The organism is Novosphingobium profundi, from assembly GCF_018491765.1.
Lineage (GTDB): Bacteria > Pseudomonadota > Alphaproteobacteria > Sphingomonadales > Sphingomonadaceae > Novosphingobium > Novosphingobium profundi.
Map to the genome: position 1 here is coordinate 211,440 of NZ_JABWCU010000003.1, position 23,939 is coordinate 235,378.

At 64.6% G+C, this 23,939-nt stretch carries 23 protein-coding genes and 2 riboswitches; of the genes, 13 read left to right on the top strand and 10 right to left on the bottom strand.

The window, feature by feature from the left end:
• Positions 1 to 13 precede the first annotated feature (13 nt).
• Positions 14 to 1,078 (bottom strand): alpha/beta fold hydrolase, encoded by a 1,065-nt coding sequence (locus HT136_RS03525; RefSeq protein WP_214197889.1) that lies wholly within the window; start codon positions 1,076 to 1,078, stop codon positions 14 to 16.
• A 4-nt stretch (positions 1,079 to 1,082) separates the two neighbouring features.
• Positions 1,083 to 2,195 carry an alkene reductase gene (locus tag HT136_RS03530; protein WP_214197891.1) on the bottom strand — a complete coding sequence of 371 codons (1,113 nt, stop codon included), beginning with the start codon at positions 2,193 to 2,195 and terminating at the stop codon, positions 1,083 to 1,085.
• 58 nt (positions 2,196 to 2,253) lie between these two features.
• Here HT136_RS03530 and HT136_RS03535 point away from each other — a divergent pair, with 58 nt between their 5' ends.
• Positions 2,254 to 3,231, top strand: a complete 978-nt coding sequence (locus HT136_RS03535) for a LysR family transcriptional regulator (protein ID WP_214197893.1) — start codon at positions 2,254 to 2,256, stop codon at positions 3,229 to 3,231.
• Positions 3,232 to 3,548: 317 nt separating this feature from the next.
• Here HT136_RS03535 and HT136_RS03540 read toward each other — a convergent pair whose 3' ends face one another.
• The 4 genes from HT136_RS03540 to HT136_RS03555 form a co-directional block, all read right to left on the bottom strand.
• Positions 3,549 to 4,901: a DUF7986 domain-containing protein gene (locus tag HT136_RS03540; protein WP_246543313.1), complete on the bottom strand. Its 1,353-nt coding sequence runs from the start codon at positions 4,899 to 4,901 to the stop codon at positions 3,549 to 3,551.
• 287 nt (positions 4,902 to 5,188) lie between these two features.
• On the bottom strand, positions 5,189 to 5,866 hold the full coding sequence (locus HT136_RS03545; RefSeq protein ID WP_214197897.1) for a type 1 glutamine amidotransferase domain-containing protein: 678 nt from the start codon (positions 5,864 to 5,866) through the stop codon (positions 5,189 to 5,191).
• A 70-nt stretch (positions 5,867 to 5,936) separates the two neighbouring features.
• On the bottom strand, positions 5,937 to 7,352 hold the full coding sequence (locus HT136_RS03550) for a coniferyl aldehyde dehydrogenase (protein ID WP_214197898.1): 1,416 nt from the start codon (positions 7,350 to 7,352) through the stop codon (positions 5,937 to 5,939).
• Between the two features lie 17 nt (positions 7,353 to 7,369).
• A complete protein-coding gene (locus HT136_RS03555) occupies positions 7,370 to 7,792 on the bottom strand; it encodes an organic hydroperoxide resistance protein (protein WP_214197899.1) in 423 nt (140 codons plus the stop codon).
• 119 nt (positions 7,793 to 7,911) lie between these two features.
• On the opposite strand from HT136_RS03555, the gene HT136_RS03560 reads away from it, so the two are divergent.
• A complete protein-coding gene (locus tag HT136_RS03560) occupies positions 7,912 to 8,799 on the top strand; it encodes a LysR family transcriptional regulator (protein ID WP_214197901.1) in 888 nt (295 codons plus the stop codon).
• 357 nt (positions 8,800 to 9,156) lie between these two features.
• The gene (locus HT136_RS03565) at positions 9,157 to 9,315 is read left to right on the top strand and encodes a type 1 glutamine amidotransferase family protein (protein WP_214197903.1); all 159 of its coding nucleotides are present in this window, start codon (positions 9,157 to 9,159) and stop codon (positions 9,313 to 9,315) included.
• Between the two features lie 144 nt (positions 9,316 to 9,459).
• On the opposite strand, the gene HT136_RS03570 is transcribed toward HT136_RS03565, so the two are convergent.
• On the bottom strand, positions 9,460 to 10,314 hold the full coding sequence (locus HT136_RS03570; RefSeq protein WP_214197905.1) for a LysR family transcriptional regulator: 855 nt from the start codon (positions 10,312 to 10,314) through the stop codon (positions 9,460 to 9,462).
• A 73-nt stretch (positions 10,315 to 10,387) separates the two neighbouring features.
• Between HT136_RS03570 and HT136_RS03575 the strand changes: the two genes are divergently transcribed.
• Positions 10,388 to 11,509, top strand: a complete 1,122-nt coding sequence (locus HT136_RS03575) for an aldo/keto reductase (RefSeq protein ID WP_246543314.1) — start codon at positions 10,388 to 10,390, stop codon at positions 11,507 to 11,509.
• A gap of 453 nt (positions 11,510 to 11,962) precedes the next feature.
• Here the strand turns inward: HT136_RS03575 and HT136_RS03580 are convergent, their stop codons facing one another.
• Genes HT136_RS03580 through HT136_RS03590 form a run of 3 tightly spaced genes read right to left on the bottom strand, consistent with a single transcriptional unit; the run spans position 11,963 to position 14,450 of the window.
• Positions 11,963 to 13,255, bottom strand: a complete 1,293-nt coding sequence (locus tag HT136_RS03580; RefSeq protein WP_214197906.1) for a cobyrinic acid a,c-diamide synthase CobB — start codon at positions 13,253 to 13,255, stop codon at positions 11,963 to 11,965.
• Positions 13,252 to 13,869, bottom strand: coding sequence for a cob(I)yrinic acid a,c-diamide adenosyltransferase (cobO, locus tag HT136_RS03585; protein ID WP_214197908.1), 618 nt, complete (start codon positions 13,867 to 13,869; stop codon positions 13,252 to 13,254). The genes HT136_RS03580 and cobO overlap by 4 nt, the downstream gene beginning before the upstream one ends.
• Positions 13,866 to 14,450 carry a hypothetical protein gene (locus tag HT136_RS03590; RefSeq protein WP_214197910.1) on the bottom strand — a complete coding sequence of 195 codons (585 nt, stop codon included), beginning with the start codon at positions 14,448 to 14,450 and terminating at the stop codon, positions 13,866 to 13,868. The genes cobO and HT136_RS03590 overlap by 4 nt, the downstream gene beginning before the upstream one ends.
• Before the next feature lie 232 nt (positions 14,451 to 14,682).
• Positions 14,683 to 14,895, bottom strand: a riboswitch (cobalamin riboswitch).
• 59 nt (positions 14,896 to 14,954) lie between these two features.
• A riboswitch (cobalamin riboswitch) is annotated at positions 14,955 to 15,146 on the top strand.
• A 223-nt stretch (positions 15,147 to 15,369) separates the two neighbouring features.
• Here HT136_RS03590 and HT136_RS03595 point away from each other — a divergent pair.
• Genes HT136_RS03595 through cobU form a run of 9 tightly spaced genes read left to right on the top strand, consistent with a single transcriptional unit; the run spans position 15,370 to position 23,919 of the window.
• Positions 15,370 to 17,301 (top strand): TonB-dependent receptor, encoded by a 1,932-nt coding sequence (locus HT136_RS03595; protein WP_343222095.1) that lies wholly within the window; start codon positions 15,370 to 15,372, stop codon positions 17,299 to 17,301.
• Positions 17,301 to 17,708, top strand: a complete 408-nt coding sequence (locus HT136_RS03600) for a DUF1636 domain-containing protein (protein ID WP_214197912.1) — start codon at positions 17,301 to 17,303, stop codon at positions 17,706 to 17,708. Before HT136_RS03595 ends, HT136_RS03600 begins: the two co-directional genes overlap by 1 nt.
• Complete coding sequence (gene cobT / locus HT136_RS03605; protein WP_214197914.1) at positions 17,705 to 18,721, top strand: nicotinate-nucleotide--dimethylbenzimidazole phosphoribosyltransferase; 1,017 nt, start codon at positions 17,705 to 17,707, stop codon at positions 18,719 to 18,721. The genes HT136_RS03600 and cobT overlap by 4 nt, the downstream gene beginning before the upstream one ends.
• On the top strand, positions 18,718 to 19,314 hold the full coding sequence (locus HT136_RS03610; RefSeq protein ID WP_214197916.1) for a histidine phosphatase family protein: 597 nt from the start codon (positions 18,718 to 18,720) through the stop codon (positions 19,312 to 19,314). Before cobT ends, HT136_RS03610 begins: the two co-directional genes overlap by 4 nt.
• The gene (gene cobS, locus HT136_RS03615; RefSeq protein WP_214197918.1) at positions 19,311 to 20,024 is read left to right on the top strand and encodes an adenosylcobinamide-GDP ribazoletransferase; all 714 of its coding nucleotides are present in this window, start codon (positions 19,311 to 19,313) and stop codon (positions 20,022 to 20,024) included. Before HT136_RS03610 ends, cobS begins: the two co-directional genes overlap by 4 nt.
• The gene (locus HT136_RS03620) at positions 20,021 to 20,998 is read left to right on the top strand and encodes a threonine-phosphate decarboxylase (RefSeq protein WP_214197920.1); all 978 of its coding nucleotides are present in this window, start codon (positions 20,021 to 20,023) and stop codon (positions 20,996 to 20,998) included. Before cobS ends, HT136_RS03620 begins: the two co-directional genes overlap by 4 nt.
• A complete protein-coding gene (gene cbiB / locus HT136_RS03625; protein WP_343222097.1) occupies positions 20,991 to 21,938 on the top strand; it encodes an adenosylcobinamide-phosphate synthase CbiB in 948 nt (315 codons plus the stop codon). Before HT136_RS03620 ends, cbiB begins: the two co-directional genes overlap by 8 nt.
• Positions 21,926 to 23,386 carry a cobyric acid synthase gene (locus HT136_RS03630; protein WP_214197929.1) on the top strand — a complete coding sequence of 487 codons (1,461 nt, stop codon included), beginning with the start codon at positions 21,926 to 21,928 and terminating at the stop codon, positions 23,384 to 23,386. Before cbiB ends, HT136_RS03630 begins: the two co-directional genes overlap by 13 nt.
• Positions 23,383 to 23,919 carry a bifunctional adenosylcobinamide kinase/adenosylcobinamide-phosphate guanylyltransferase gene (gene cobU / locus HT136_RS03635; RefSeq protein WP_214197936.1) on the top strand — a complete coding sequence of 179 codons (537 nt, stop codon included), beginning with the start codon at positions 23,383 to 23,385 and terminating at the stop codon, positions 23,917 to 23,919. Before HT136_RS03630 ends, cobU begins: the two co-directional genes overlap by 4 nt.
• Positions 23,920 to 23,939 lie beyond the last annotated feature (20 nt).

Consider the following 23,939-nt stretch of genomic DNA (forward strand, 5'->3'; position numbering starts at 1 on the left):
GTTCCACGCGTCTTCAAGGCGCGAGGAACCTGAGCAATGCCTCCCGGAAATGCTCAGGCCGCTCCATATGGGGTACATGGCCAACTTGCGGAAACGAAACGAATTGGCCGTGTATCAGGTCTCCTACGGCGGATTGTGCAGCCTCATGGATACCTGGCATTCGCGCACGCGCTTCTGGCGTGGCGTATCCTACCAAAGGCGCAGAACGATCTGCTGTCCCAGCGGTCAACAAGACTGGCATCGTTAGCAACGAGTAGAGCGGACGAACCGGCTCGCGATAAATCATCTGGTATGTCAGCGCAGATGCCCGGGCAAAGCGGTCGAATTCGCCCGAGAGAGAAACGCGCATGCGCCAGGTCACGAAGGGCTCATATTCCTTCGCATCAAGGAGAGGGAAAAAGTGCCCAATGAATTTGCGGTAGCTTTCCGCAGAATATGCGTGTTCTGCGGAGACCAGAGTGGACGTTTCCTGAGGCGAAATGAAGCTTCGATAATCTATGAGGCCAATCGGATCTTCGAGGGCAAGTTGCTCAATGCGTTCAGGAACCATGCTGGCTATGCGAACTGCCAGAGCGCCGCCGGTGGAATGGCCCAGCATGCTGAAACGCCCAATCTTCAGTTCGCCGATCAAATCCAGGGTGTTGCGAGCCAATCCCTCGAAGGTGTAGGCCAGAGCTGGCTTGGATGACTTGTTGAAGCCGATCTGATCGGGGACGACAACCCGAAATCCCGCAGCGCGAAGCCAATCGATCGGTGCCGTCCAATAGCTGCTATCAAAGTTCTTTCCATGAAGGAGGACGATCGATCGCCCATTCGGCGTGCTCGTCGGGGCGAAGTCCATATACGCCATGCGTACAGCTTCGCCTTCCATGACTAGCGGATGAAATCGGACTTCGCCCGGATAGGGCCAGTCCTCAAGCCCAATCCCGAGCGCTCGCATCGGGGCTTGGTAGGATGGCGTCTCACTGAACGATAGGGCGGGTGTGCCGGTGCCGATAAATGTGGCGGCAGCAAATGATGAGGCAAGGGCTGTGCGGCGATCGATCTGCGGCAATGTTTTGGAAGATAGGAAATTCATGTGTCTATTCTGCCATGCTCGTCGTCGTTGCGCGAGGATAGTCGGTATATCCTTTCGCGTCGCCCCCGAACAGGGTCATGGGATCAAGATCGGCCTGGGCAATCCCGCGAGCCAGGCGAACCGGAAGATCGGGATTCGCGACGAAAGGTCTGCCGAACGCAACGAGATCGGCATAACCTCTGTTGAGGATCCACTCTGCCTTAGCGAGGTCGTATTGCCCGGCGACGATGATGGGACCTTGAAAGCGCTCACGGATGTCGGCTCGGAAGGACTCGGTAAATTCAGGCGCGTCGTCCCAGTCCGCTTCGACGAGATGCAGATAAGCAATGCCTTTAGCCTGGAGAAAGTCGGAAGCCTCCAGGATTGTGGGCAGAATGTCCGGACAGGCCATTCCCCTTGCAGTGAGAAATGGGGCAAGACGGATTGCAGTCCGTCCGGGGCCTACCGCTTCGGCGACGGCGCTCACCACTTCGCGGAGGAAACGGAGGCGATTTTGACGCGACCCCCCGTATTCATCAGTCCGGATATTGGAACTGGTTCGTAAAAATTGATCGATCAGGTAACCATTGGCGCCGTGAATCTCGACTCCGTCGAAACCCGCGCGCATCGCATTACGTGCCGCGGATGCATAATCGTCGACAATCGACCTGATTTCAGCTTGCTCCAGCGCTCGTGGGCGTGGACATGCAACCATGGCGCCTTGGCCCGTCGAAGGATCGGCCATCCAGACGGAGCCTTCGAAATCGAGAGCAGAAGGCGCTACGGGCGGCGCGCCTTCGTGAAAATCCGGATGTGACATGCGCCCGACATGCCAGAGTTGAATAAAGATGCGGCCTCCGGCGGAGTGCACCGCGTCCGTCACCGTGCGCCAGCCAGCAATTTGCTCAGGTGAGTAGATACCTGGCGTAAAGGAATAGCCCTTTCCCTGAGGCGATATTTGCGAGGCTTCTGTCACGATTAGGCCTGCAGATGCGCGTTGCGCGTAATACGCGGCATTAAGGGCGTTGGGAATGTCGCCCGGCTGGGCGCTTCGCGCGCGTGTCATTGGGGCCATGACAATGCGGTTGGGCAATGAAATTTCGCCTATTGTCGTGGGTTCAAAGAGAGATGAGGGCACGGTTGGCTCCAGTTCAGCATGGTAACCGACGAGGTAGATAATTTCCTGCTGGATTATTATGGGGCAGATGCCGAAAAGACTCTCCGTCAAATGGAAACAATGGATGCTGGACGATATCAATGAGATACGTACGTTCGTGCGTATCGCAGGGGAAGGAAGTCTTTCTCGGGCAGCTCAAACCATGGGGCTGTCGCTTAGTGTGGTCAGCAAGCGCCTGGCCACGCTCGAGGCGCGGACGCGAACACTGCTGATCGCGCGCAGTACCCGCCGTCTGGCGTTAACGCCAGACGGCCAAAGGTTCTTGGAACGTGCAAAGCGCATATTGGCTGAAGTGAGCGAAGCGGAAGCCATGTTGGCTCAAGGGGAGCTTGAGCCGCAGGGGCTCCTACGGATCAACGCGCCGGTCGCGCTGGGGCGGGCACATGTCGCGCCAGTCTGTCAGGAACTGGTCGAGCGTCACGGCAATTTAGAAATGGAATTGTCGCTCACCGATCGGCTTTCCGGCTTGATTGACGAGGGACTCGATGTGATTATCCGAATTGGTCAGCCTCAGGCGCCAGGGTTGGTGATGCGCAAGCTCGCTGATAATCACCGTGTAATCGTTGCATCTCCGCGATTCATTGAAAGGAAGGGGGCCCCTAGCTCTCCAGAGGGTCTTTTGGACTACGATTGTTTGCATGACGGTGACGGTAGCTTGTGGCAGCTTGTGCGACCTGATGGATCTCAGGCATCGGTTACGGTTACGTCAAGACTACGATGCAACAACGGTGAAGTCTGGGGCGATTGGGCGACTGGCGGCTTCGGATTGGCACTAAAGTCACTGATCGATGTGGCTGAAGACTTGCGCACAGGACGTCTGATCCGGGTATTGCCGCAGTGGAGTAGTCCCCCGGCACCGGTTTGCGCACTTCTGCCGGCACGTACTCTGATCCCGTCACGAGTTCGCGTATTCTTGGAGGCAATGGCGCTGCGACTTCGTCGGGCCAACGAAAGGAGTTCAAGCGCAAAAGCTGACGGGATCGGAGAAGGCGGTTGATCTTTGTTCCTTGCTGAAACCTATCTGCGTCTTCATTGCAGACCAACCGGCATGTGGGGCCTATGTTCGTTGGCAGCCAAGTTGGGCTGACAAATCGGGAACATCCGGGGTTTTCAAAAGGCTGTGACAGGGTTCTTGTCCGATATGCGCGGCTTCTTACAGACTGTCTGCCCGCGCTCGGGTTCGCGGTCTCAGCATGTCCAGACAGCGGCTTCGAACCTTATGCGAAGTGGAGAAATTATCGCGGAAAGTCGTGGGGCATGATTCGCCTGCCCTTCAGCGAGCCTTTGCAGCGCGTGCGACATGGTCACGCCGATCTAGTGCCGCAGGTTGGCTACGCCCAATTCTTCCCACATCCAGGCAAAGCTGTAACCGGCCATCTGCTCGTTGCCGGATTTGGCGGTCCCGTTCTCTAGGTACTTCAGCCATTCCACCACCTGTGTGCGCCCGGCCTTGGTCGTGACGGCTTGCCGCGGCGTCTTGTCACCCAGAGCTGGGACCGGTTCGTCGAGAACCTGTCGGTATTGTCGGTCCATCATGTCGCGAACGATGCGCTGCATCTCCGCAGCAGGGATCTCCGGCTCGGCGGCTTCGTCGCGCTCCTGTCGTTGTTCAGCCATCATCTGGGCAACGGTGCGGATCTCGGTCAAAGGTGCCTGCACCAGATCGCCCAGCAAGGGGATGAAGAAGTCCCGGGCACGCTGCGCGCGTTCGGCGCTGTTGATCTCGATCGTCAGGAAACGTCCCGCCAGCTCGGCATTTCCAAGGATCGTCGAGCCATCGTCCATGGTCGATGCCAGCACTTGCCCGCCGGGCTGCACGGACCTCCTGGATTTGACGCGCTTGTCTTCCAGCCAATTCCAGAATTTGGCGGAAGCGGGCGACAAGGTGGGCAGGGTCTGGAAACGGGCTGCGATCTGCTTTTGTGTCACGCCTTTGGGCAATGGGAAAACCAGGCGATGGAAAAGAATGTCATCGCCGTCGCTGTTGACCAGATTGGGCATCGGCGGGCCCATGACACCGGCAGCGTCCAGCAGCCAGGTCGAGGTGATCACGGGCGCGCTGTGGCGCAGCAGCACCGCGCGGTCGGTTACGTCGAAATCAAAGTCCGGGTCGGGCTTGGCGCCGATCTTCGTAAAGCCATCGATCAACTGCTCGCTGCCATCCGGACTAAATGCCAGCAAGGCTCCAGAAATGACGGCGCCGCCTCGGCCGACGATCAGGCGCGTGGCAATCCGGTCCCAGTTGTGCAAGCTGCTGCTCGCGCTGCGCTCCTCAACGGTGACAGGCTCGCCGTCCTGAAGCAGGTCGCGCAAACGCATCGACTTGCCTAGCACAATGTCGCTCACTTCGTAGAGTGACATCGGTGTCTGACGCAGGGCCTTGATATAGGCTTTGACGGAGGCCTTTTCGTTCCAGCCACGTCGCTTCAGGTAATCGTCGGCGAGATTTTCGCCATCGAACTCGCGCCCGATCAGGTCTTCGAACGCGCAGCCCCACAAGGGACCTTCCCAGTGCGGGCCAACAATGTCGAGCAGTTCGTCGAAATCGACATCGAGCTCGTCGGGCGCCGGTCCGAAATGTTCTTCCAGACACTCCTCAAGCCGTGTCTTCCAGGGTTCGCGCCCAGCATATTTGATCAGGCCGGACAGGTCATGGATCGCGCGCAAGGGAAGGGCTCCTGGAGATGGTTCAATGGCACGATAATGCCGAGCCATTTGTTCCTATACGTCAAGCGAATTCGCAGCGACAGATCGCGCATGCTTGGCGAGCTAAATGCCGGCGGAGGTGTGTCGGGGAGACGCAAGCGCAAGCCTACCGGTGAAAACGCCAACGCGGTGAAAAGACTTAGGAGCGCGCACCGGACGCGCGATACATGGTGGCATTCATGAAACACGACCTCGAGCCATGAAAGAGGGCCTGACGCAGTCCTTGTCCGGACAGCGTCAGGCGGGGGTCAGGCGACCATGGCGATCAGGGTTTTGGCGACATCCTCGCTGCTGGCCGGATTTTGCCCGGTGACCAGCTTTCCATCGTGGACCACGAAAGGCGCCCAGTCTGGGCCCTTGCGGTAATCGGCGCCCTGCGCGATGAACGTGTCCTCGATCAGGAAGGGCACCACCTCGGTCAGTTCCACGGCCTCTTCCTCGCCATTGGTAAAGCCCGTGACGGTGCGTCCCTTGACGAAGGGATCGCCATTGGCCGCCTTCACGTTCTTCAGCACGCCGGGGGCATGGCACACCAGACCGACCGGCTTGTCGGCCTTGGCGAAGCTCTCGATCAGGGCGATCGAGGTCGCGCTTTGGGCCAGATCCCACAGCGGACCGTGGCCGCCGGGGTAGAACACCGTGTCGAAATCGGCCTCGCGGACCGTATCCAGCTTCACCGTGCTCGCCAGAACGGCCTGCGCGGCAGGATCGGCCTTGAAACGCCCGGTCAGTGGCGTCTGGAAATCGGGTAGATCGCTCTTGGGATCGAGCGGGGGCTGGCCGCCAGCGGGCGAGGCGACGGTGATCTCGGCGCCCGCGTCAAGGAAGGTGTAGTAGGGGGCGGCAAATTCCTCCAGCCAGAAGCCGGTCTTCTTGCCCGTATCGCCCAGTTCGTCGTGGCTGGTCAGAACCATCAGGATTTTCATCGGTATTCACCTGTCTTGCCCGCCCGGCGCGAAATTCGCCGGATGCGGAAGGAATGGAAAGAGATATGTGTCAGTTCTTCGCGCTCAGCATGGTTTCGAGCACGGCCTGCTTTTCCGCATAGGGCGCGCGCAGCCGCTGGCCGCTGAGCCCTTCGGCGGACTGGCGCACGGTAGGGCGAAAATGGCTGAAACGGCGAAAACCATGCACACCGTGATAGGCGCCGATGCCCGAGGCGCCAACTCCGCCAAAGGGCAGGCTCTCGATCGAGGCATGCGACATGATGTCGTTGATGACCAGCGCGCCCGAGGTGACGCAGGCGGCGAAGCGCGCCTGCACGGCGTCGTCGTCGCTGAACAGATAGGCCGCCAGCGGGCGGTCATGGGCATTGATGCGGGCGATGGCCTGGTCCACGTCCATGGCAACGACGGGCAGCAGCGGGCCGAAGACCTCCTCCTGCATCACGCGCATGTCCTGTGTCGCGTTCAGGATCAGGACCGGCGCGATCTTGCGCGTGGCGGCGTCCTGCACGGGCTCTCCTGTGGGATTTAGCGGAACGATGGTCGCGCCCTTGGCTTGCGCGTCGGCGAGGAGGTCGAGCAACCGCTCGAAATGGTGCGGCGCGATGATCGAGGTGTAATCCTCGTTCGCCTGAATGCCGGGGAAGGCACGGGCCATGAAGGCCTTGGCCGCTTCCACGAAGCCGTCGACGGCATCGCTCGGCACCATGACATAGTCGGGCGACAGGCAGATCTGCCCGGCGTTGAAGGTCTTGACCGTCAAAGTCCGTTCGGCGGCTGTCGCAATGTCGAAGCCTTCATCGACCACCACCGGGCATTTCCCGCCCAGTTCCAGCGTGACGGGCACAAGGTTTTCCGCCGCCGCGCGCATCACATGGCGGCCGACCGCCGTGCTGCCGGTAAAGACCAGATGGTCGAAGGGCAGCGAGGTGAAGGCTTGCGCGACATCGGGTCCGCCGATCACCACGCCAAGTTCCTCGGCGTCGAAGGCATCGCCGACGAGGCGGGCGATCAGGTCCGAGGTGCGGGGCGTGAATTCCGAAGGCTTGATCATCGCCGTGTTGCCCGCCGCAAACACGCCGGCCAGCGGCGCGAATGCCAGGTTGATCGGGAAATTCCACGGGCTGACGATGCCGACCACGCCAAGCGGCTGCGGCTCGATCCAGGCAGCCATGGCCGGGTCGCTGACTTCGGCGGCTTCGCGCTGCATCCACTGGTCGACATGGGCGGCGCTATGGTGCAGCCCGGCCGCCGTGGTGGCAATATCGGCAGCCAGCGTATGGTAGGGCGCGCGATTGCCGAAATCGGCGCTGATGGCGCGCACCAGTTCGGCGCGGTTGTCGGTAATCAGGCGCGCGGCGCGTTCCAGCCGGTCGCGGCGCAGGGCCGCGTTCGCGGGACCGGCGGCGAGATGCGCCTTCTTCATGGCGCGCAGGATTTTGCTCAGGTCTTCGACAGGGTTGGTCATGGTATGTCCCTTGCAGATCAGGCCAGCGTCAGGGCGACGTCAATGTTGCCGCGCACGGCATTGGAATAAGGGCAGACTTCGTGAGCGGCCTCGATCAGGCGCTGCGCGGCCTCGCGCTCCACGCCCGGCACGGCAATGGCCAGCGCGATCGACAGACCGAACCCCTGCGTTGCCAACGGACCGATGCCGACGCTTGCCGTCACGGTGGTTTCGGCGGGCACCTTCATACCCAGCGGACCCGCAACGGTCTTCATCGCGGAGAGGAAGCAGGCCGAATAGCCGGCGGCAAAGAGCTGCTCGGGATTGTTGCCATGGCCGCGTCCGCCCAGTTCGACTGGCATGTCGAGCCAGACGTTGAGCGAGCCATCCGCGGTGCGAGCACGGCCATCGCGCCCGCCGTTCGAGGTCGCAGAGGTGGTGTAGAGGGTCTTGGTGAGCATGGGAAAAGGTCCTTTTGAAGCGGCAGTCGTTTTCGTTGCCGCCCTTCTAGGCCTTGCGGCCGGGCTTGACTCACAAGGCCAATGCAACCACCCATCAGAAATCTGATGGAGCCTGTTCGATGTCGCTTGTCCGTCTGCGCACCTTTGTCGAGGTTTACCGCCTGCGCTCGATCTCCGGCGCCGCGCGCAGCCTCAACCTGACTCAGTCCAACGTGTCCCAGCACATCGCCGGGCTGGAAGTGGCGATCGGCCACAGTCTGTTCGAGCGCCAGTCGCGCGGGGTAGAGCCGACCATGGCCGCCGATGATCTGGCACAGGATCTGGGTGACCTGCTCGACCGGGCGGAGGAAGCGCTGAGCAAGGCGCGGGCCCGTTCGTCCGATCTGGCCGGAGTGATCCGCATCATCGGCCATGCCGATCTCATCGCGGAGGAAATCGCCTTGCATCTGCCTGCGCTAATCGATGCGGGGATGCGGGTGCGCCTGCAACCGGCCCATCGCGATCTGGTGCAGCAGATGCTGCTGGAGGGGCATTTCGATCTGGGCGTTTCGGCCTATCCGATCATCGACTCGCGCCTGCATAGCGAGGTTATCCGCGAGGAGCCGGTCCACGCCGTGGCCGCGCCGCAGGTCGTCGCGCGGATACGCAGCGCGGTGTCGCTGGAGGCGGGACTTAAGGGGGAGCCGATGCTGGCCTACAATCTCGACCGCCCGCTGATCGATGCATGGCTGCGGCATCAGCGTTTGGGCCATGTCGACACGTCGCCTGCCGTAACCAGCCCGGATATGCGAGTGCTGCGTCAGATGTTACAGGGCGGCGTGGGCTGGTCGGTGCTGCCCGACTACTTGTGCCGCCGCGATCTGGCCGAAGGGCATCTTGCCATGATCGCGGTGAGCGGCCCGCCGCTAACCAATCCTTATTCGCTTGTCTGGCTGCCCACCGCCTTGCGCAATCCGCGCGTAGCCCATGCACGCCAGACGCTGTTGCGGCGGCTGCGCGACGGTTAAGTCGCGAGGGCTGGCGTACGAGGTTTACGATTTGAAAGGTCTATGATCCGCGGGCCACCGCCTCCTGGAGCTGGCGGGCTGGCCACGCGCCCTGGGTTCATCAAGGGCTGCCAGGTCAGCCATGCGCCCATCTATAACCTTGGGCAGTCATCTCCGCTGCATTGGAAGCGGTCGTTCACGCCTGTCGAGCTATCCGGCTTTGACAGGGAGGGCTTCAGCATAGTCCGTCAATCTCGATCGACCATTTTGGATAGGCAGCGGGATGCGACCGAGAGGGACCAGAATATCTGATCCGTCGACCGAAAATTCAGCCCTTTCGATCGCGCGAAGTTCGGTTGGACGGAACTGATCGAAGTCGTGCCCTTCCTGGCTGAAGATGAGATCAAGGCTCTGGGCGGACTTTATGAAAAAGGTCCTGATTGGGCGCCCAACGTCGTCATCGATGGAGCGCTTATTACCGGCCAGAACTCGGCTAGCAGCGAGGGTGTGGCTTTGGCCATGCTGGCCGCGGACTAGAGGGTAGAATAGCTGAGTAGGGCGAGGGCGACGCAACATTCCGCGCCGCCCTTTGCTCACCGGGCAGGCTCTTGGGCGTGATCGTCACAATGCTCAATTTCTCGCTACCTGAGAACCGGTGGCTCGCCCTCAACAATGGCGAATTCAAACGGTCGTTGATGCATCCATGAAGAGTTCGGCATTACGAGAGAGGTGACCGTCCCGCCAGACGAAGTGGATTTCAGTCCGGCCATGATCGCCAAGGGAATGTGCCTTCACCTGATTATGCCCAGGCAGCGTTTTCAAAATGGACCGCAACATCCAGGCCGCTCCCATGCCCGCGCTGACACAAGCCAGCATCGTATGGTAGGATTCGATTTCGATCACAGGCAAATCTGAGCGGCCGCCCGAAGCTAACCAGCGATCCATGCGGAAGCGAAAAGAACAGTCGTGCCGAAAGCCGTATAATTCGGCGCATTCCAGATCTGTCGGTGTCACTACGTCCCGGTGACCTGGATCTGTAACCAGGAGCATTTCGTCGACAAAGGCAATCCTGCTTCGCAGAGCTTTCGAACTAATCGGCCCCTCTGTCAGCGCGATGTCAAGGCTGCCATCGGCAATGTGCGCCACCAGATCCTCGGATGCCTGATGGCGCACATTGAGATGTATGCCGCGATGCCGCTGGCGCATGTAGCCGATTACCCGCGGCATATAATCGACTAGAACCACATCCAGTGCACCGACGGTAAGAGATCCGCTGATTTCTTCATCGCGCATCAATGCCCGTGTGCCATCCGTGAGATCGAGGATGCGCTGTGCATGTTCCAACAGCTGCCGCCCGGCCGGTGACAACGACATTCGCTTACGCTCTCGCAGGAAAAGCTGCTGCTTGAGGTCCTCTTCAAGCTGTTGAATGCGTACGGTGATGCTGGATGGTACTTTGTTGAGCACACGGGCTGCCGTCGAGATAGAACCGGACTGGGCAACCGCACAGAAGGCGCGAAGCTGAGGAATCTGCATCAATCATTCCGATTATGAGAACAACAAATTTCGATCTTTTCAATTTTTCGAATGAAAATCCAGCGTTAGATGAATGCTCGAAACCGGCGCCAGCCTCGCCGTTTCCGATTCTGATCCCATGGAGAGCATCATGGACTATCGACTTCTTGGCCGCTCAGGCCTCAAGATATCAACGCTTACACTTGGAACAATGACGTTTGGCGGCCAGGGAGCGTTCGCCAAGACAGGTGACACGGATGTGGAGGGTGCCCGGCGCCAGATCGACATGTGCATCGAGGCGGGGGTCAATAGCATTGACACAGCGGATATTTATTCGGCCGGAAAGTCAGAAGAAATTATCGGTGAGGCATTGACGGGCGGCCGTCGCGAAAAGTTGATACTTGGCACCAAAGTCCGTTTTCCAACCGGGACGAAAGGGCCGAACGAGCGCGGTCTGTCGCGACACCATATCATTCGCGCCTGCGAGGACAGCTTGCGGCGCCTCAGGACAGATCATATCGATATCTACTGGTGTCACGAGTGGGATGGCATGACCCCGGTGGAAGAGATACTCTCCGCTTTCGACATGCTTACCCGGTCTGGAAAGATCGGCTATCTCGGCATCTCCAATTTCTCCGGATGGCACGTTATGAAGATGATTGGAACTGCAGAGAAGGAAGGGTTGGTGCGTCCCGTCGCGCAGCAAATCCACTATACGCTGCAGGCGCGAGAGGCGGAATACGAACTCTTGCCCATCGGCGTCGACCAGGGTGTCGGCGGCGTGATTTGGTCTCCGCTGGCGGGAGGGTTGTTGTCCGGCAAATATCGACGCGGTAAGCCCGAGCCGGAAGGTACGCGCAAGGCCGCCAATTGGAACGAGCCGCCCGTGCGAGATGTTGAGGCGCTTTACGATATCGTCGAGGTGCTTGTCGAAGTGGCAGAAACGCGCGGTGACGGCGTGACCCCGGCCCAGGTAGCGCTTGCCTGGCTGCTGGCGCGACCCAGCGTGTCGAGTCTGGTCATCGGGGCGCGCACGGACGCACAATTGGCTGACAATCTGAAGGCGTGTGATCTGGTGCTGAGCAAAGAAGAATTCGCGAAGCTTGAAGCGGTGAGCCGCCCGCCTTTGCTCTATCCGTATTGGCACCAGTTGGATTCGGCGTCGGATCGGCTATCTCCTGCGGATTTGACGCTAATCGGGCCGCATCGCAACTGATACAGGCTATTGCCTTCGTGGTGCGGTCTGTCTCCGACGTTCGATGACAAATTGGGTTATGAAAGCGATGCTGCTCCACAGCATGCGGGCTCTCCGCTGGCGATGGATGACAAATTGGGTGGAAGGCACTGCAAAAGGAACTCGCCAGGCGGCATACTAAGGGCCAACCGGTAGCCCTGATGCCTCGCTGAGACGAGCGATGCTTCGGGCATGATTGCAACCCTGAGGTCGTGTGAAAGCTGTGACCTAAATTGTGCTGTCGCGCATTGTAAAAGGGATGAATTTGGTTGTCGCGTAATGTGCAGTTAGTTAATGACGGATGCTTCTAAGTGCCTGTAAATACTGCACATTACGCTCCAACTTTCAGCCTTTTAATCAGTAGGTCGCTGGTTCGAACCCAGCAGGGCTCACCATTTTCGCTTCTTAAGAGGCCGCGCGTTTGCGTGGCTTTTTTCATGCCCCGAAGATGCGGGCGATGGCCGAGGGGGCGGACGGGAAGTAGGTGTGCAGGTAGCTTGCCGTTAGCGAGCCTTCGATGAACAGGGCTTCGCCCTCGCGGCCATCGGGGGTGCGGGCGCGAGCCCGGAGAGCTTGCAGGGTTTGCATGCGCGAATAATGGAAGGTGTGACCACGCACGGTTTCGCCGTGGAGGTCGATCTCCTGGAGGCCGAGCGCGGCGAGGCGCGGTTGCATCGTGGCCGTGCCCGGCAGGAGACCGAGCAGCGCGGTACTCGCGCCCTCGCGGGTGGTCAGTCTGTCGAGGCAGAACAGCATGCCGCCGCATTCGGCGAGGATCGGGGTGCCCTGGCGATGGTGCTCCTTGAGCGCCGCGATCATCGGCTGGTTTGCGCCGAGGGTTTCGAGGTGCAGTTCAGGATAGCCACCCGGTAGCCAGATCGCATCGCAAGGTGGAATGGCTTCGTCCGCCAGTGGGGAGAAGAAGGCGAGGTGCGCGCCCAGAGCCGCGAGGCAGTCGAGATTGGCGGGGTAGATGAAGCCGAAGGCCGCGTCGCGCGCGATGGCGATGGTACGGCCTTCGAGCAGGCGCCTGGGGAGGGTGGTCTCGCCGCTCGCCGCGAAGTCGACGGGCTCGGGAAGCCAGGTAGCCGAAGCGGGGAGGCTGGCCGCGGCGCGGTCGAGGCGGGCGTCGAGATCGGCGATTTCGCTGGCCTGGAGGAGGCCCAGATGCCGTTCGGGAAAGGCGAGCTCGCCATCGCGGGGAAAGGCGCCGAGCCAGGCGATCCCATTCGGCAGGCTCTCTTCCAGCATCTGCGCGTGGCGGGGGCTGCCGACCCGGTTGGCGAGCACGCCCGCCAGCGTCAAGTCGCGGCGGTACGTGGCAAGGCCATGCGCGAGCGCACCGAAGGTCTGCGCCATCGCCGAACCGTCGATTACGGCGAGCACCGGAAGTCCGAAGCGCACCGCGAGGTCCGCGGCGCTCGGCGTGCCGTCGTAAAGGCCCATGACGCCCTCGACGAGGATCACGTCGGCCTCCAGCGCGGCGGCGTGGAGCAGTGCGCGGCACTGTTCCTCGCCGACCATGAAGAGGTCGAGCTGGTAGACGGGCGCGCCGCTCGCGCGTTCCAGGATCATCGGGTCGAGGAAGTCGGGCCCGCACTTGAACACGCGCACACGCCGCCCGGCCCTGCGGTGCAGCCGCGCGAGCGCGGCTGTCACCAGGGTCTTGCCCTGGCCCGAGGCCGGGGCGGAGACCAGCAGGGCCGGGCAGGACGCGGCCCGGCTCAAAGGTCGATGCCGGTCTGCGCGCGCACGCCAGCGCGAAAGGCGTGCTTCTCGTCACGGATCGCGCTGACCGTGTCGGCGAGCTCGATCAGTTCGGCGTGGGCCGCGCGCCCGGTAATGACCACGTGCTGCATCGCCGGGCGCGCGGTGATCGCGGGCAGGACGTCCTCGAGGTCGAGGTAGCGGTAGGTGATGAGATAAGTCAGCTCGTCGAGCACGACGAGCGAGATCGAAGGATCGGCCAGCGCGAGCCGGGCCTTGTCCCAGCCCGCGCGCGCGGCAGCGATGTCACGGCTGCGGTCCTGCGTTTCCCAGGTGAAGCCTTCGCCGCAGTTCTCCCAGGTGACGCCGTCCTGGCGCGAGAGGAACGCGCGCTCGCCCACGTCCTCCTTGCCCTTGATGAACTGGAACACGGCGGCCTTGCGGCCGTAGCCGAGCGTGCGCGCGACCATGCCGAAGGCACTCGAGGACTTGCCCTTGCCGTTGCCGGTAAGGACGAGCACGAGGCCCTTGTCGACCTTGGCGGCGGCGATCTTGGCATCGACCACGGCCTTGTGCTTGCGCGTGCGCTCCTTGTGGCGGCGTTCTTCGTCGCTCAGCGTGCTGGTCTCGCTCACCGCGAGGTCGCCCGGCGCAGTTGCGGGCGGGCGGTGAGCGCCAGCGTCCACAGCGCCGCCGCGATGCCGCCCCAGACCAGCGAGGAGATCAGCGAAACCGGGAAGTAGCGCGCGAAGCGGTTGGCGAATTCGGCAATCGTGGGCTCGGCGTAGCGACCGCCCAGGAAGTAGAAGCCGCCGCTCGAGAACAGATGCGAGACCAGCGTGGCGCTCAGCAGAAGCGCGGCCATGGCGGGCAGGGCGTAAAGACGCTCGGGCATGCGCGCGGCGAAGCGGCCGGCCAGCCACATCACGCCATAGGCGGGCACGAGCATGGCGTAGGCGGGGGTGTAGCAAAAGTCGGAGACGCCCAGCACCGACATCGAGACGACGTCGATTGCATAAGCCAGCGCGAAGAGCGCGACGAAGCCGCCGATGCGGCGCACGAAATAGCCGAGCGCGAAAAAGCTGGCGAGCGCGGTACTCGGAACGTGTTCGAGATGGGTCACCGCGTGCGAGCGGGTGAGCAACATAAGGGCGGCGAGGATCGCGAAGACGGTCCATTCGAGACGGTTGGCTTGGAAGATCTGGTTCGAGTGCATCGGGGACAACTCCTGGGCGCGAAGGGGTGGGAATGGCGTCGCCGTCGCGCACAGGGACGCGGCAGCGGGAGCAGGGGGCTTGGGTCCGGACCCAAGGAGGGCCCCCGTGAAGGTTCAGCAGTTCGGCATGGCTTCAAGGCTCCCATCGACGCGACATACGAATGTCGTCCGCCAAGGGCTTGTCCCCGCAGGTCGCGAGGCCCTCGTCCGCCCGGTTCATCCCGCCCGCGCGAAGGAACGACGGCATCGGGCCGGTTTCCTGACTTCCCGGATCACGGCGCTGGTCGCCGCCTTCTCGAAAGAGTGAACCTCCTCCAATGGCACGTGGCGATGCGCTCACCGGTTACAGTTGCGGGAGCAGTGCCGGCGCGGGCGGCTTTCGCCACCACGCGTATCCGGACTTCCCGATTAAGCCCTCGCGGGCACCCGATACACAGGCCCGATTAAGGCAGGTCATTTTCGACTGCAAGCATATTGCACTTGCGCAGGTCACGGGCGCAGGATAATTGCCGCGCCGCGACAGGTTCCCCTCATCGGGGATCAAAAGGGAACCGGGTGAAAGACCCGGGCTGCCCCTGCAACTGTAAGCGGCGAGCTATCCAGCCATGATGCCATTGGGACGCGAGTGTCCTGAGAAGGCGGCGGGATCGGCCTTGACCCGTGAGCCAGGAGACCTGCCTGACGCGGTCGTTCTTCATCCGGGCAGGGTGCACCGGGTGTTCGAGGGCCTTGCATCATCGCAAGGTCACCCCTCGCGCAACGACAGCCACCGCCTGGCCGGGCCCATCCCGTGCATCAGGAGAGGTTCGCTCGCGCCCCACCCACTTGAGGGGATTGGCGGATGTCGAGGATCCCTCCCGAGATGACGCAAGGGCACCCGGCAAGGTTAACGCCGTTTGCAAGAAGGGATCCGTCCCAAGTGTCCAAGTTCATATCCCTGGCCTCCGTTTCGGCCATCTCGATCCTCGCGTTCACCACCATACCGGACCTTGCCCAGGCCGACGAGGCCCCCGTGGGCACGATCGTGGTTTCCGCGCTTCGCACGCCGGTTGCGGCCGATCGCGTGTCCTCCAGCGTGACCGTTCTCGACGCGAAGGCGATCGACGAGGCCCAGACGCTTTCGCTGACCGACATCCTCGTACGCACCCCAGGCGTCGCGATCGCGCGCAACGGGGGCTACGGCACCACCACCAGCCTGCGTATCCGTGGCGCGGACGACGGCACTACGGTGGTGGTGATCGACGGCATGCGCCTGTCCGACCCGTCCTCGACCGCGGGCGGGGCGAACGTCACCAATCTCTTCCTCGACGATGCCGAGCGTATCGAGATCCTGCGCGGGCCCCAGTCGATCCTGTGGGGCAGCAACGCCATCGGCGGCGTGATCAACGTCACGACCGCGACGCCCACCAGGCCCCTCGAAGGCAGCTTCGACCTCGAGGGCGGCTCGAACCAGACCGTTTCCGCCCGGGCGGGCGTGGGCGGCACGAGCGACCTCGTCGACTGGCGTCTGGCGGGATCGACCTTCACCACCGACGGCGTCTCGGCCCGGGCCAGCGGCACCGAAAAGGACGGCTACACGCGCCAGTCGGCCAGTGGCTCGGCGCGCTTCAAGCTCGCACCCGACGTTTCGCTCGACCTGCGTGGCTACTGGTCTGACGCGCGCGCCGATTTCGACGGCTATTCGGGCGACACCAGCGAATACGGCACGACGAAGGAATGGTCGGGCTATGCCGGGCTCAACTTCAAGCTGTTCGACGGAGCGCTCGTCAACCGCCTTGCGGCCATGCAGACGACCTCGGACCGCGAGAACTTCGATCCCTCGCGCGACGTGCGTCCGATCGATTTCGACGCGCACGGCCGCGTGCGCCGCTTCGAATACCAGGGCACCTACACACTCAACGACGCGGTGCAGGCCGTTTTCGGGGCCGAGCGCGAGGAACAGCGCATGACCACGGCCTCGCCCGATGACAGCGCCGTGGCCTATGCGCTCACGCCCTATTCGGTGAGCACCAACAGCGTCTATGGCCAGTTGCGCGTTACGCCGTTCACGGGCCTCACGCTCGATGGCGGCGCGCGCTACGATCACCAGTCCCGCTTTGGCGCCAACACGGTGGCGAGCGCGGGCGCGGTCTATACCCCCAACGGCGGCCAGAGTGTGCTGCGCGCGAACTATTCGGAAGGCTACAAGGCGCCCTCGCTCTACCAGATGTATTCGGCCTACGGCGATGCGAACCTCAAACCCGAGAAGGCCAAGGGCTGGGAAGTCGGGATCGAGCAGGGGCTGGGCAGTGTGCTGCGCGCCTCGGCGACCTGGTTCGAGCGCGACACGACCAATCTCATCGACTTTGCCTATTGCGCGACGAGCGGCACGGTCATCGACGAGTGCTATGTGCCGGGCACGACGACCACGCGCTTTGGCTACTACGCCAATGTCGACAAGGCGCACGCTAAGGGCGTCGAACTCGCCGCCACGGCAAAGTGGAACGTGCTTTTCGCCGATGCCAACTACACCTGGACGGATGCCGAGGACCGCACGCCCGATGCCAGCACATATGGGCGCCAGCTCGCCCGGGTGCCGCGTCACACCGCCAACATCGAAGGTGGCGTCGACGTCTCGGGCCTGCGTGCGAGCGTGGCCGCGCGCTATTCGGGCGAGACGTTCACCAGCGCGAGCAGCTCGGTGGTGCTCGAGGATTACTGGCTCTTCGATGTGCGCGGCCAGTACACGCTGACACCGGGCCTGACGCTCCAGGCACGGGTCGAGAACCTCACCGACAAGAGCTACCAGACCGCGAGCGGCTACTCGATGCTCGGACGTACGATCTACGTCGGCGTACGGAGCCGCTTCTGATGCTGCGGCAGGTGGAACAGCGCGCCGAGGTGGTGGTCTGCTCCACCTGCCGGCACAGCAGCGAACGACGCGAGGACGAGGCGGGCCAGCGCGGCGGCGTCCGGCTCGCCGAGGCCATGCGCGCGGTGCAGGAGGTCGAGCCGGAGCTCGCCGGCATCGCCATCGGCGAGATGCCCTGCCTCTTTGCGTGCAAGCGCCACTGCGTCGTCCATGTCCGCGCGCCGGGCAAGGTCGGCTATGTCCTGGGCGATTTCACGCCCGACGCGGAAGCCGCGCGGGCGATCCTCGCATACGCCGCCGCGCACGATGCAAGCGAGGAGGGCGTGGTGCGCTACGCGCTCTGGCCCGAGGGTGTGAAGGGCCATTTCATCACCCGCATTCCTCCGCAGGGATACCTTTGCACATGATCCAGTTCCCCGATCGCGCGGCGTTCCTTTCCGCGCTCACCCATTTGCCCGCAGCGGATAGATCGGCACTCGATCTCGCGCGTGCGCGCCAGGCCCAGTTGACCAAACCGGCGGGATCGCTTGGCCGGCTCGAGGATATCGCGGTGTTCATGGCCGGCTGGCAGGGGGCGGTGCGCCCCTCGCTCGAGCGCGTCCAGGCGGTCGTCTTCGCGGGCAACCACGGCGTCGCCGCGCGCGGGGTGAGCGCCTTTCCGGTCGAGGTGACGGCGCAGATGGTCGCCAACTTCGCCGCCGGGGGCGCCGCGATCAACGCGCTAGCCGGTGCGTGCGGTGCCAGCCTTTCGATCGTGCCGCTCGCGCTCGACGAACCGACCGGCGACATCAGCGTCGAGCCCGCGATGGACGAGGCGGCCTGCCTGGCCGCGCTCAACGCCGGCGCGGCGGCGGTCGACGTCGAGGCGCAGCTGGTCTTCGTGGGCGAAATGGGCATCGGCAACACCACTCCGGCCGCGGCACTCGGCGCTGCGGCCTTCGGCGGCGCGGCGCAGGACTGGTGCGGGCGTGGGACCGGGCTCGACGCCTCGGGCGTCGCGCACAAGGCTGCGGTGGTGGAGGCCGCACTCGCGCTCCACGCGGCCGCGTGCACGGACCCCTTCGAGACGTTGCGGCGCCTGGGAGGGCGTGAGATCGCCGCGATGGCCGGTGCGCTCCTCGCCGCGCGCCTGCTGCGCATTCCCGTCCTGCTCGACGGCTTCATCGCCTCGGCCGCAATCGCGCCGCTGGCAGCGGCCGAGCGCGGTTTCGTCGACCACTGCCTGGCCGCGCATTGTTCGGCCGAGAGCGCGCATCACCGGTTGCTCGACCATCTCGGGCTCGATCCGCTGCTCGATCTCGGCCTGCGGCTGGGCGAGGGGACGGGCGCGGCCGTCGCGGTGCCGCTGGTGCGGGCCGCGGTGGCGATGCACGATGGCATGGCGACGTTCGCCGAGGCGGCCGTGGCGAGCGGCGCATGAGCGCGCGAGTGGTCCACCTCGTGCGGCACGTCCCGCCGTTGCGTCCCGGGCTCCTGCTCGGGCATTGCGACCTGTCTGCCGAGCTTGCCGACTGCCCGCAACTGCGTACGCGCGTCGCAAACCTTGCGATCAGCCGCATCGTCAGTTCGGACTTGCGCCGCTGCTCGGTTCAGGCCGCGCGTCTTGCCGAAACCCTGCAAGTGCCCCTGGCGCTGGCTCCGGACTGGCGCGAACTCGACTTCGGGGCCTGGGACGGTTTCGAGCCCGGCGCGCTCGACGCCGAGGCCGTCGCGGCATTCTGGGACGACCCCGAAGCCAATCCGCCCCCTTACGGCGAGCGCTGGTCGCAACTGTGCCGGCGGATCGAGCGGGCCCTGCGCGCGCTTCCCGACAAGGCGCTGGTGGTGACCCATGCCGGCTCGATGCGCGCCGCGCTTTCGGTGCTGACCGGGCTCGACCATCGGGGCGTCTGGGCGCTCGACGTACCGTACCGTGCGCGCCTTTCGTTGCGCATCTGGGAAGGCGACAAGCTCTCCGGGCAAGTGATTGGCCTCGACACGGGACCGGTCGAGGGGGAAGGCGCGCACCCGTGAAGGCCGCGCTCCTCGCGCTCCAACTGATGACCCGGCTGCCCCTGCCGGATCTCGCGGCGGACAGCGAGGATTTCGCGCGCGCCATCCGCTGGTTTCCGCTGGCGGGGATCGTCGTCGGCGTGGCGGTTGCCGGAGCGGCGTGGACCGGTCTGCATCGCGGGGATGCCCTTGGCGCCCTGTGCGCGCTGCTCGCCTGGGTTGGGATCACGGGAGCGTTGCATCTCGATGGCCTTGGCGACATCGCCGACGCTGCGGGCGCGGCGCATGGAGACCGTGCGCGGCTCTCCGCCGTGCTGGCCGATCCGCACATCGGCAGCTTCGGTGTTACCGCCATCGCGCTCCAGCTGATCGCCAAGTTCGCGTTGCTGTGGCACGTTCTCGAACGGCCCGCGTGGGCCGCGCTTGTTCTCGTACCGGTGCTGGCGCGCGTCGGCCCGCTGATCTGGGCGCGTCTTCTGCCACCGCTCCACGAAGGGATGGGCACGCTTTTCACGCGCGGGGCGACGCATTTGTCCTGCGCGACCTGGCTGCTGATCGTCGCCGGGCTTGCCGCCTGGATCGCGCCGGTTCTCCTGGTCGGCTTGGCCGCGATGGCGCTCTGGGCACTCTGGCTCAAGCGGCGCATCGGTGGACTGTCGGGCGATGGCCATGGCGCGGGTATCGAGCTTGTCGAGACCGTGCTGCTTGCCGCGCTGGTCGTCGCGGCGTGAACGGTCTTTTGCATCACGGCGGCCGGCTGTCCGACGCGATCGCGCGCTTTGGCGGCGCACCGGCCGACTGGATCGATCTTTCGACGGGCATCAACCCGCACCCCTGGCCGGGCGCTTCGCGGCTCGCGCCCGAGTGGCGAGGCTTGCCGGACCCCGCCGCGCTCGCGCGCCTGGAGCAGGCGGCGGCCGCGCACTTCGGGGTCGATCCGGCGCTATGCTGCGCAGTTGCGGGAAGCGAGATGGGCCTGCGCCTGCTCGGCTGCGTGATGGGCGAGATGAAGGCGGAGATCGCGCCGTTGACCTACGGGACATATGCCAGGGCCTTCGCCCGTACCGGGCCCGGTGCACCCGGCCTGCGCATCGTGACCAACCCCAACAATCCCGATGGCGTCCTGCGCGATCGCGCTGGTGTCCTTGCCGAGCTCGACGCACAGGAGCGAAGCGGCGGCTGGCTGCTGGTCGACGAGGCTTTCGTCGAATGCCATCCCGATGCGAGCGTCGCCTCGGCGGTGGCCGAGGGGCGTCGCCTGATCGTCACGCGCTCGTTCGGCAAGTTCTTCGGTCTTGCCGGCGTGCGGCTGGGCTTCGTGCTCGCCCCAAGTGACATCCTTGCAGAACTGCGCCGCGTCCAGGGTGACTGGCCGGTCTGCGCCGCCGCGATCGCGTTCGGCACCGAGGCCTATCGCGACGTGAAATGGATATCGGCCACGCGTGGCGACTTGCGGGCCGAGGCGGAGGCGCTCGACAGACTGCTTGCGCACTATGGGCTGCGCGGCGAGGGGGCCTCGCCGCTGTTCCGTCTGGTCCGCGATCCGCGCGCGGGCGACCTCTTTCGCCGGCTTGGCGAGGCGCATATCCTGAGCCGCCCTTTTGCAGGCCATGACGATCTTCTTCGGCTGGGGCTGCCCGCGAGCGCGGCGCAGGCATCGCGGCTTGCGGATGCCCTGGCCAGGTGGAGTGCGCCGGGTGTTTGAGGCGGTTGCGCTGGGAGCGCTCGTCATCGATGCGCTGGTCGGCTGGCCGGGCTGGCTCTACCGCGGGATCGGCCACCCGGTGGGGATCTTCGCGCGGGTGATCGGCACTCTCGAGCAACGCTGGAACCGGGTCGAACTGCGGCCCTGGCGTCGCCGACTTGCCGGCCTTGCCGGAATGGCCGTGCTGCTCCTGGGCGTGGGCGGCGCGGCGTTTGCCGTGCAGGCTGCGATCACGCGACTGGCGGGAGACTTCGCAACACTTCTGCTGATGGTCCTGGCCTGGCCCGCGCTTGCACAGCGCAGCCTCTACGAGCACTTCCGGCCCGTGCGGCAGGCGCTCGGGCGCGGAGACCTTGCCACTGCGCGCCGCGCGGTCGCGATGATCGTCGGGCGCGACACGGCGCGGCTCGATGGCGCGGGCGTCGCGCGTGCCGGGATCGAGAGCCTTGCCGAAAGTTTCTGCGACGGGGTGATCGCGCCGCTGTTCTGGCTGGTTCTGGGGGGGCTCCCGGGGGTGTGGATCTACAAGGCGATCAACACCGCCGACAGCCTGATCGGCCATCCCGAGCCGCCCTTGCGCGAATACGGCTGGGCGGCGGCGCGGATCGACGATCTCGCCAATCTCGTACCCGCGCGGCTGAGCGCCGTGCTCGTGTGCATTGCCGGAGGACGGGGCTGGGGCGTCCTGTGGCGCGACCATGCCCGGCATGCCTCGCCCAACGCGGGCTGGCCCGAAGCGGCAATGGCCGGCGCGCTCGGCGTGCGCTTGGCCGGTCCGGTGGTCTACGACGGGGTCCTGGTCGACAAGCCGTGGATAGGGGATGGGCGCGAGGCCGACGCAGCGGCGATGCGCCGGGCGGGAAAGATCTATATAGGCGCGTGCCTGCTGGCCTGGCTGGCAGTTGAACTGATCAAGGGGGGGCGGACATGGCTGGCCTGATGCTGCAGGGAACGGGATCCGACGTGGGCAAGTCGGTGCTGGTGGCGGGCCTGTGCCGCGCGCTCGCCAACCGGGGGCTCTCGGTGCTGCCCTTCAAGCCGCAGAACATGTCGAACAACGCGGCGGTGACCGCCGATGGCGGCGAGATCGGGCGTGCCCAGGCGCTCCAGGCGCTGGCCGCGCGCGCCCCGCTCCACACCGACATGAACCCGGTTCTCCTCAAGCCCCAGGCCGATCACACTTCGCAGCTCGTCGTCCACGGCAAGGTGCGTGGGGTCCTGGGCGCGGGCAATTTCCGCGAGGGGCGCCGCAACCTCCTGGGCGAAGTGCTGGAGAGCTGGGAGCGTCTCTCGGCGCGCTGCGATCTGGTCATCGTCGAGGGGGCCGGGTCTCCGGCCGAGATCAACTTGCGCGCAGGGGACATTGCCAACATGGGCTTCGCACGCGCCGCGAACGTTCCTGTCGTGCTGGTGGGCGACATCGACCGGGGCGGCGTGATCGCTTCGCTGGTGGGTACGCGTGCGGTGATCGAGCCCGAGGACGCGGCGATGATCAAGGGCTTCATCGTCAACAAATTTCGCGGCGACCCCGCGCTCTTCACCGATGGCTACACGGCTATCGAGGAACGCACCGGCTGGCGGGGCATGGGCGTCGTGCCCTGGCTGACCGCCGTTTCGCGCCTGCCGAGCGAGGACGCGGTCGTGCTCGAGCGCGTGGCTTCTGGGCCGACGGGCAAGGCGCTCGTCGCCTGTCCGATGCTGGCGCGCATCGCCAATTTCGACGATCTCGACCCCTTGTGCGCCGAACCGGGGGTCGACCTCGTCATGGTGCCGCCCGGAACGCCAATCCCGGCCGAGGCCGCGCTGATCGTCCTGCCCGGCTCGAAGGCGACCATTGCCGACATGGAATTCGTGCGCGCGCAGGGCTGGGACATCGACATTCTGGCGCACCACCGGCGCGGTGGCGCGATCCTGGGGATCTGCGCGGGTTTCCAGATGCTGGGGCGCACGATTGCCGACCCGCTGGGAATCGAGGGGCCGGTGCGCGAGACCCGCGGGCTCGGCCTGCTCGACCACGCGACCGTGCTGGGCGAGAGCAAGGCGCTGCGCGAGGTGCGCGGGACCGCGCTTGGTGCCGCGTTCGAGGGCTACGAAATGCACATGGGAACGAGCGAAGGTCCTTCGAACGCTTCACCCTTCGCCCGGCTCGAGGGCGGGCGCGGTGATGGCGCGATCTCGCACGATGGGCAAGTGATGGGCACGTATTGCCATGGGTTGCTGGCCTCGGGTGCGCTGCGCCGTGCTCTGCTGGAGCACATCGGTGTCGCCGGTTCGGGACGGGACCATGGTCCGCTGGTCGACGCGGCGCTGGATGAACTGGCCGAGGGGCTCGAGGCGCATCTCGACATCGATGCCCTGCTCGACCTTGCGCGAAGGCACGCGGCATGAGCCTGCTTCTCGTCCTGGGCGGCGCGCGTTCGGGCAAGTCCCGGCTGGCGCAGGCGCGCAGCGAGGCGGTTCCAGGCCCGCTCGCCTTCATCGCCACCGCGCAGGCCTTCGATCGCGAGATGGAGGAGCGCATCGAACGGCACCAGGCCGATCGCGGGCCGCGTTGGCGCACGATCGAGGCGCCGCTCGATCTGGCCGGCGCGATCCGCGCGGCCCAGGGAGAGGGCGGGGCGATCCTGGTCGATTGCCTGACGCTCTGGCTTTCCAACCTCATGCTGGGCGAGCACGATTTGGTCGCGCGCAGCGACGACGTGTGCGCTGCGTTACAGGCCTGCCCGGTGCCAGTGACGCTCGTCGCCAACGAGGTGGGGCTCGGGATCGTGCCCGAGACGCCGCTCGGCCGGCGTTTTCGCGACGAGGCGGGGCGGCTGAACCAGACCATCGCGGCGCTCGCCGACGAAGTGGTGTTCGTCGCGGCGGGACTTCCGCTCGTTCTAAAGGCTTCGCAGGCCCCGGACAGCGATCGCAATTGAGCGTTTGACGCTGCCCTTTG

Coding starts and splice junctions, on each gene's coding strand:
- HT136_RS03525 (WP_214197889.1), bottom strand. CDS start 1,078: ATGAATTTCCTATCTTCCAAAACATTGCCGCAGATCGATCGCCGCACA.
- HT136_RS03535 (WP_214197893.1), top strand. CDS start 2,254: ATGGGGCAGATGCCGAAAAGACTCTCCGTCAAATGGAAACAATGGATG.
- HT136_RS03545 (WP_214197897.1), bottom strand. CDS start 5,866: ATGAAAATCCTGATGGTTCTGACCAGCCACGACGAACTGGGCGATACG.
- HT136_RS03550 (WP_214197898.1), bottom strand. CDS start 7,352: ATGACCAACCCTGTCGAAGACCTGAGCAAAATCCTGCGCGCCATGAAG.
- HT136_RS03555 (WP_214197899.1), bottom strand. CDS start 7,792: ATGCTCACCAAGACCCTCTACACCACCTCTGCGACCTCGAACGGCGGG.
- HT136_RS03560 (WP_214197901.1), top strand. CDS start 7,912: ATGTCGCTTGTCCGTCTGCGCACCTTTGTCGAGGTTTACCGCCTGCGC.
- HT136_RS03570 (WP_214197905.1), bottom strand. CDS start 10,314: ATGCAGATTCCTCAGCTTCGCGCCTTCTGTGCGGTTGCCCAGTCCGGT.
- HT136_RS03575 (WP_246543314.1), top strand. CDS start 10,388: ATGCTCGAAACCGGCGCCAGCCTCGCCGTTTCCGATTCTGATCCCATG.
- HT136_RS03590 (WP_214197910.1), bottom strand. CDS start 14,450: ATGCACTCGAACCAGATCTTCCAAGCCAACCGTCTCGAATGGACCGTC.
- HT136_RS03600 (WP_214197912.1), top strand. CDS start 17,301: ATGCTGCGGCAGGTGGAACAGCGCGCCGAGGTGGTGGTCTGCTCCACC.
- cobT (WP_214197914.1), top strand. CDS start 17,705: ATGATCCAGTTCCCCGATCGCGCGGCGTTCCTTTCCGCGCTCACCCAT.
- HT136_RS03610 (WP_214197916.1), top strand. CDS start 18,718: ATGAGCGCGCGAGTGGTCCACCTCGTGCGGCACGTCCCGCCGTTGCGT.
- HT136_RS03630 (WP_214197929.1), top strand. CDS start 21,926: ATGGCTGGCCTGATGCTGCAGGGAACGGGATCCGACGTGGGCAAGTCG.
- cobU (WP_214197936.1), top strand. CDS start 23,383: ATGAGCCTGCTTCTCGTCCTGGGCGGCGCGCGTTCGGGCAAGTCCCGG.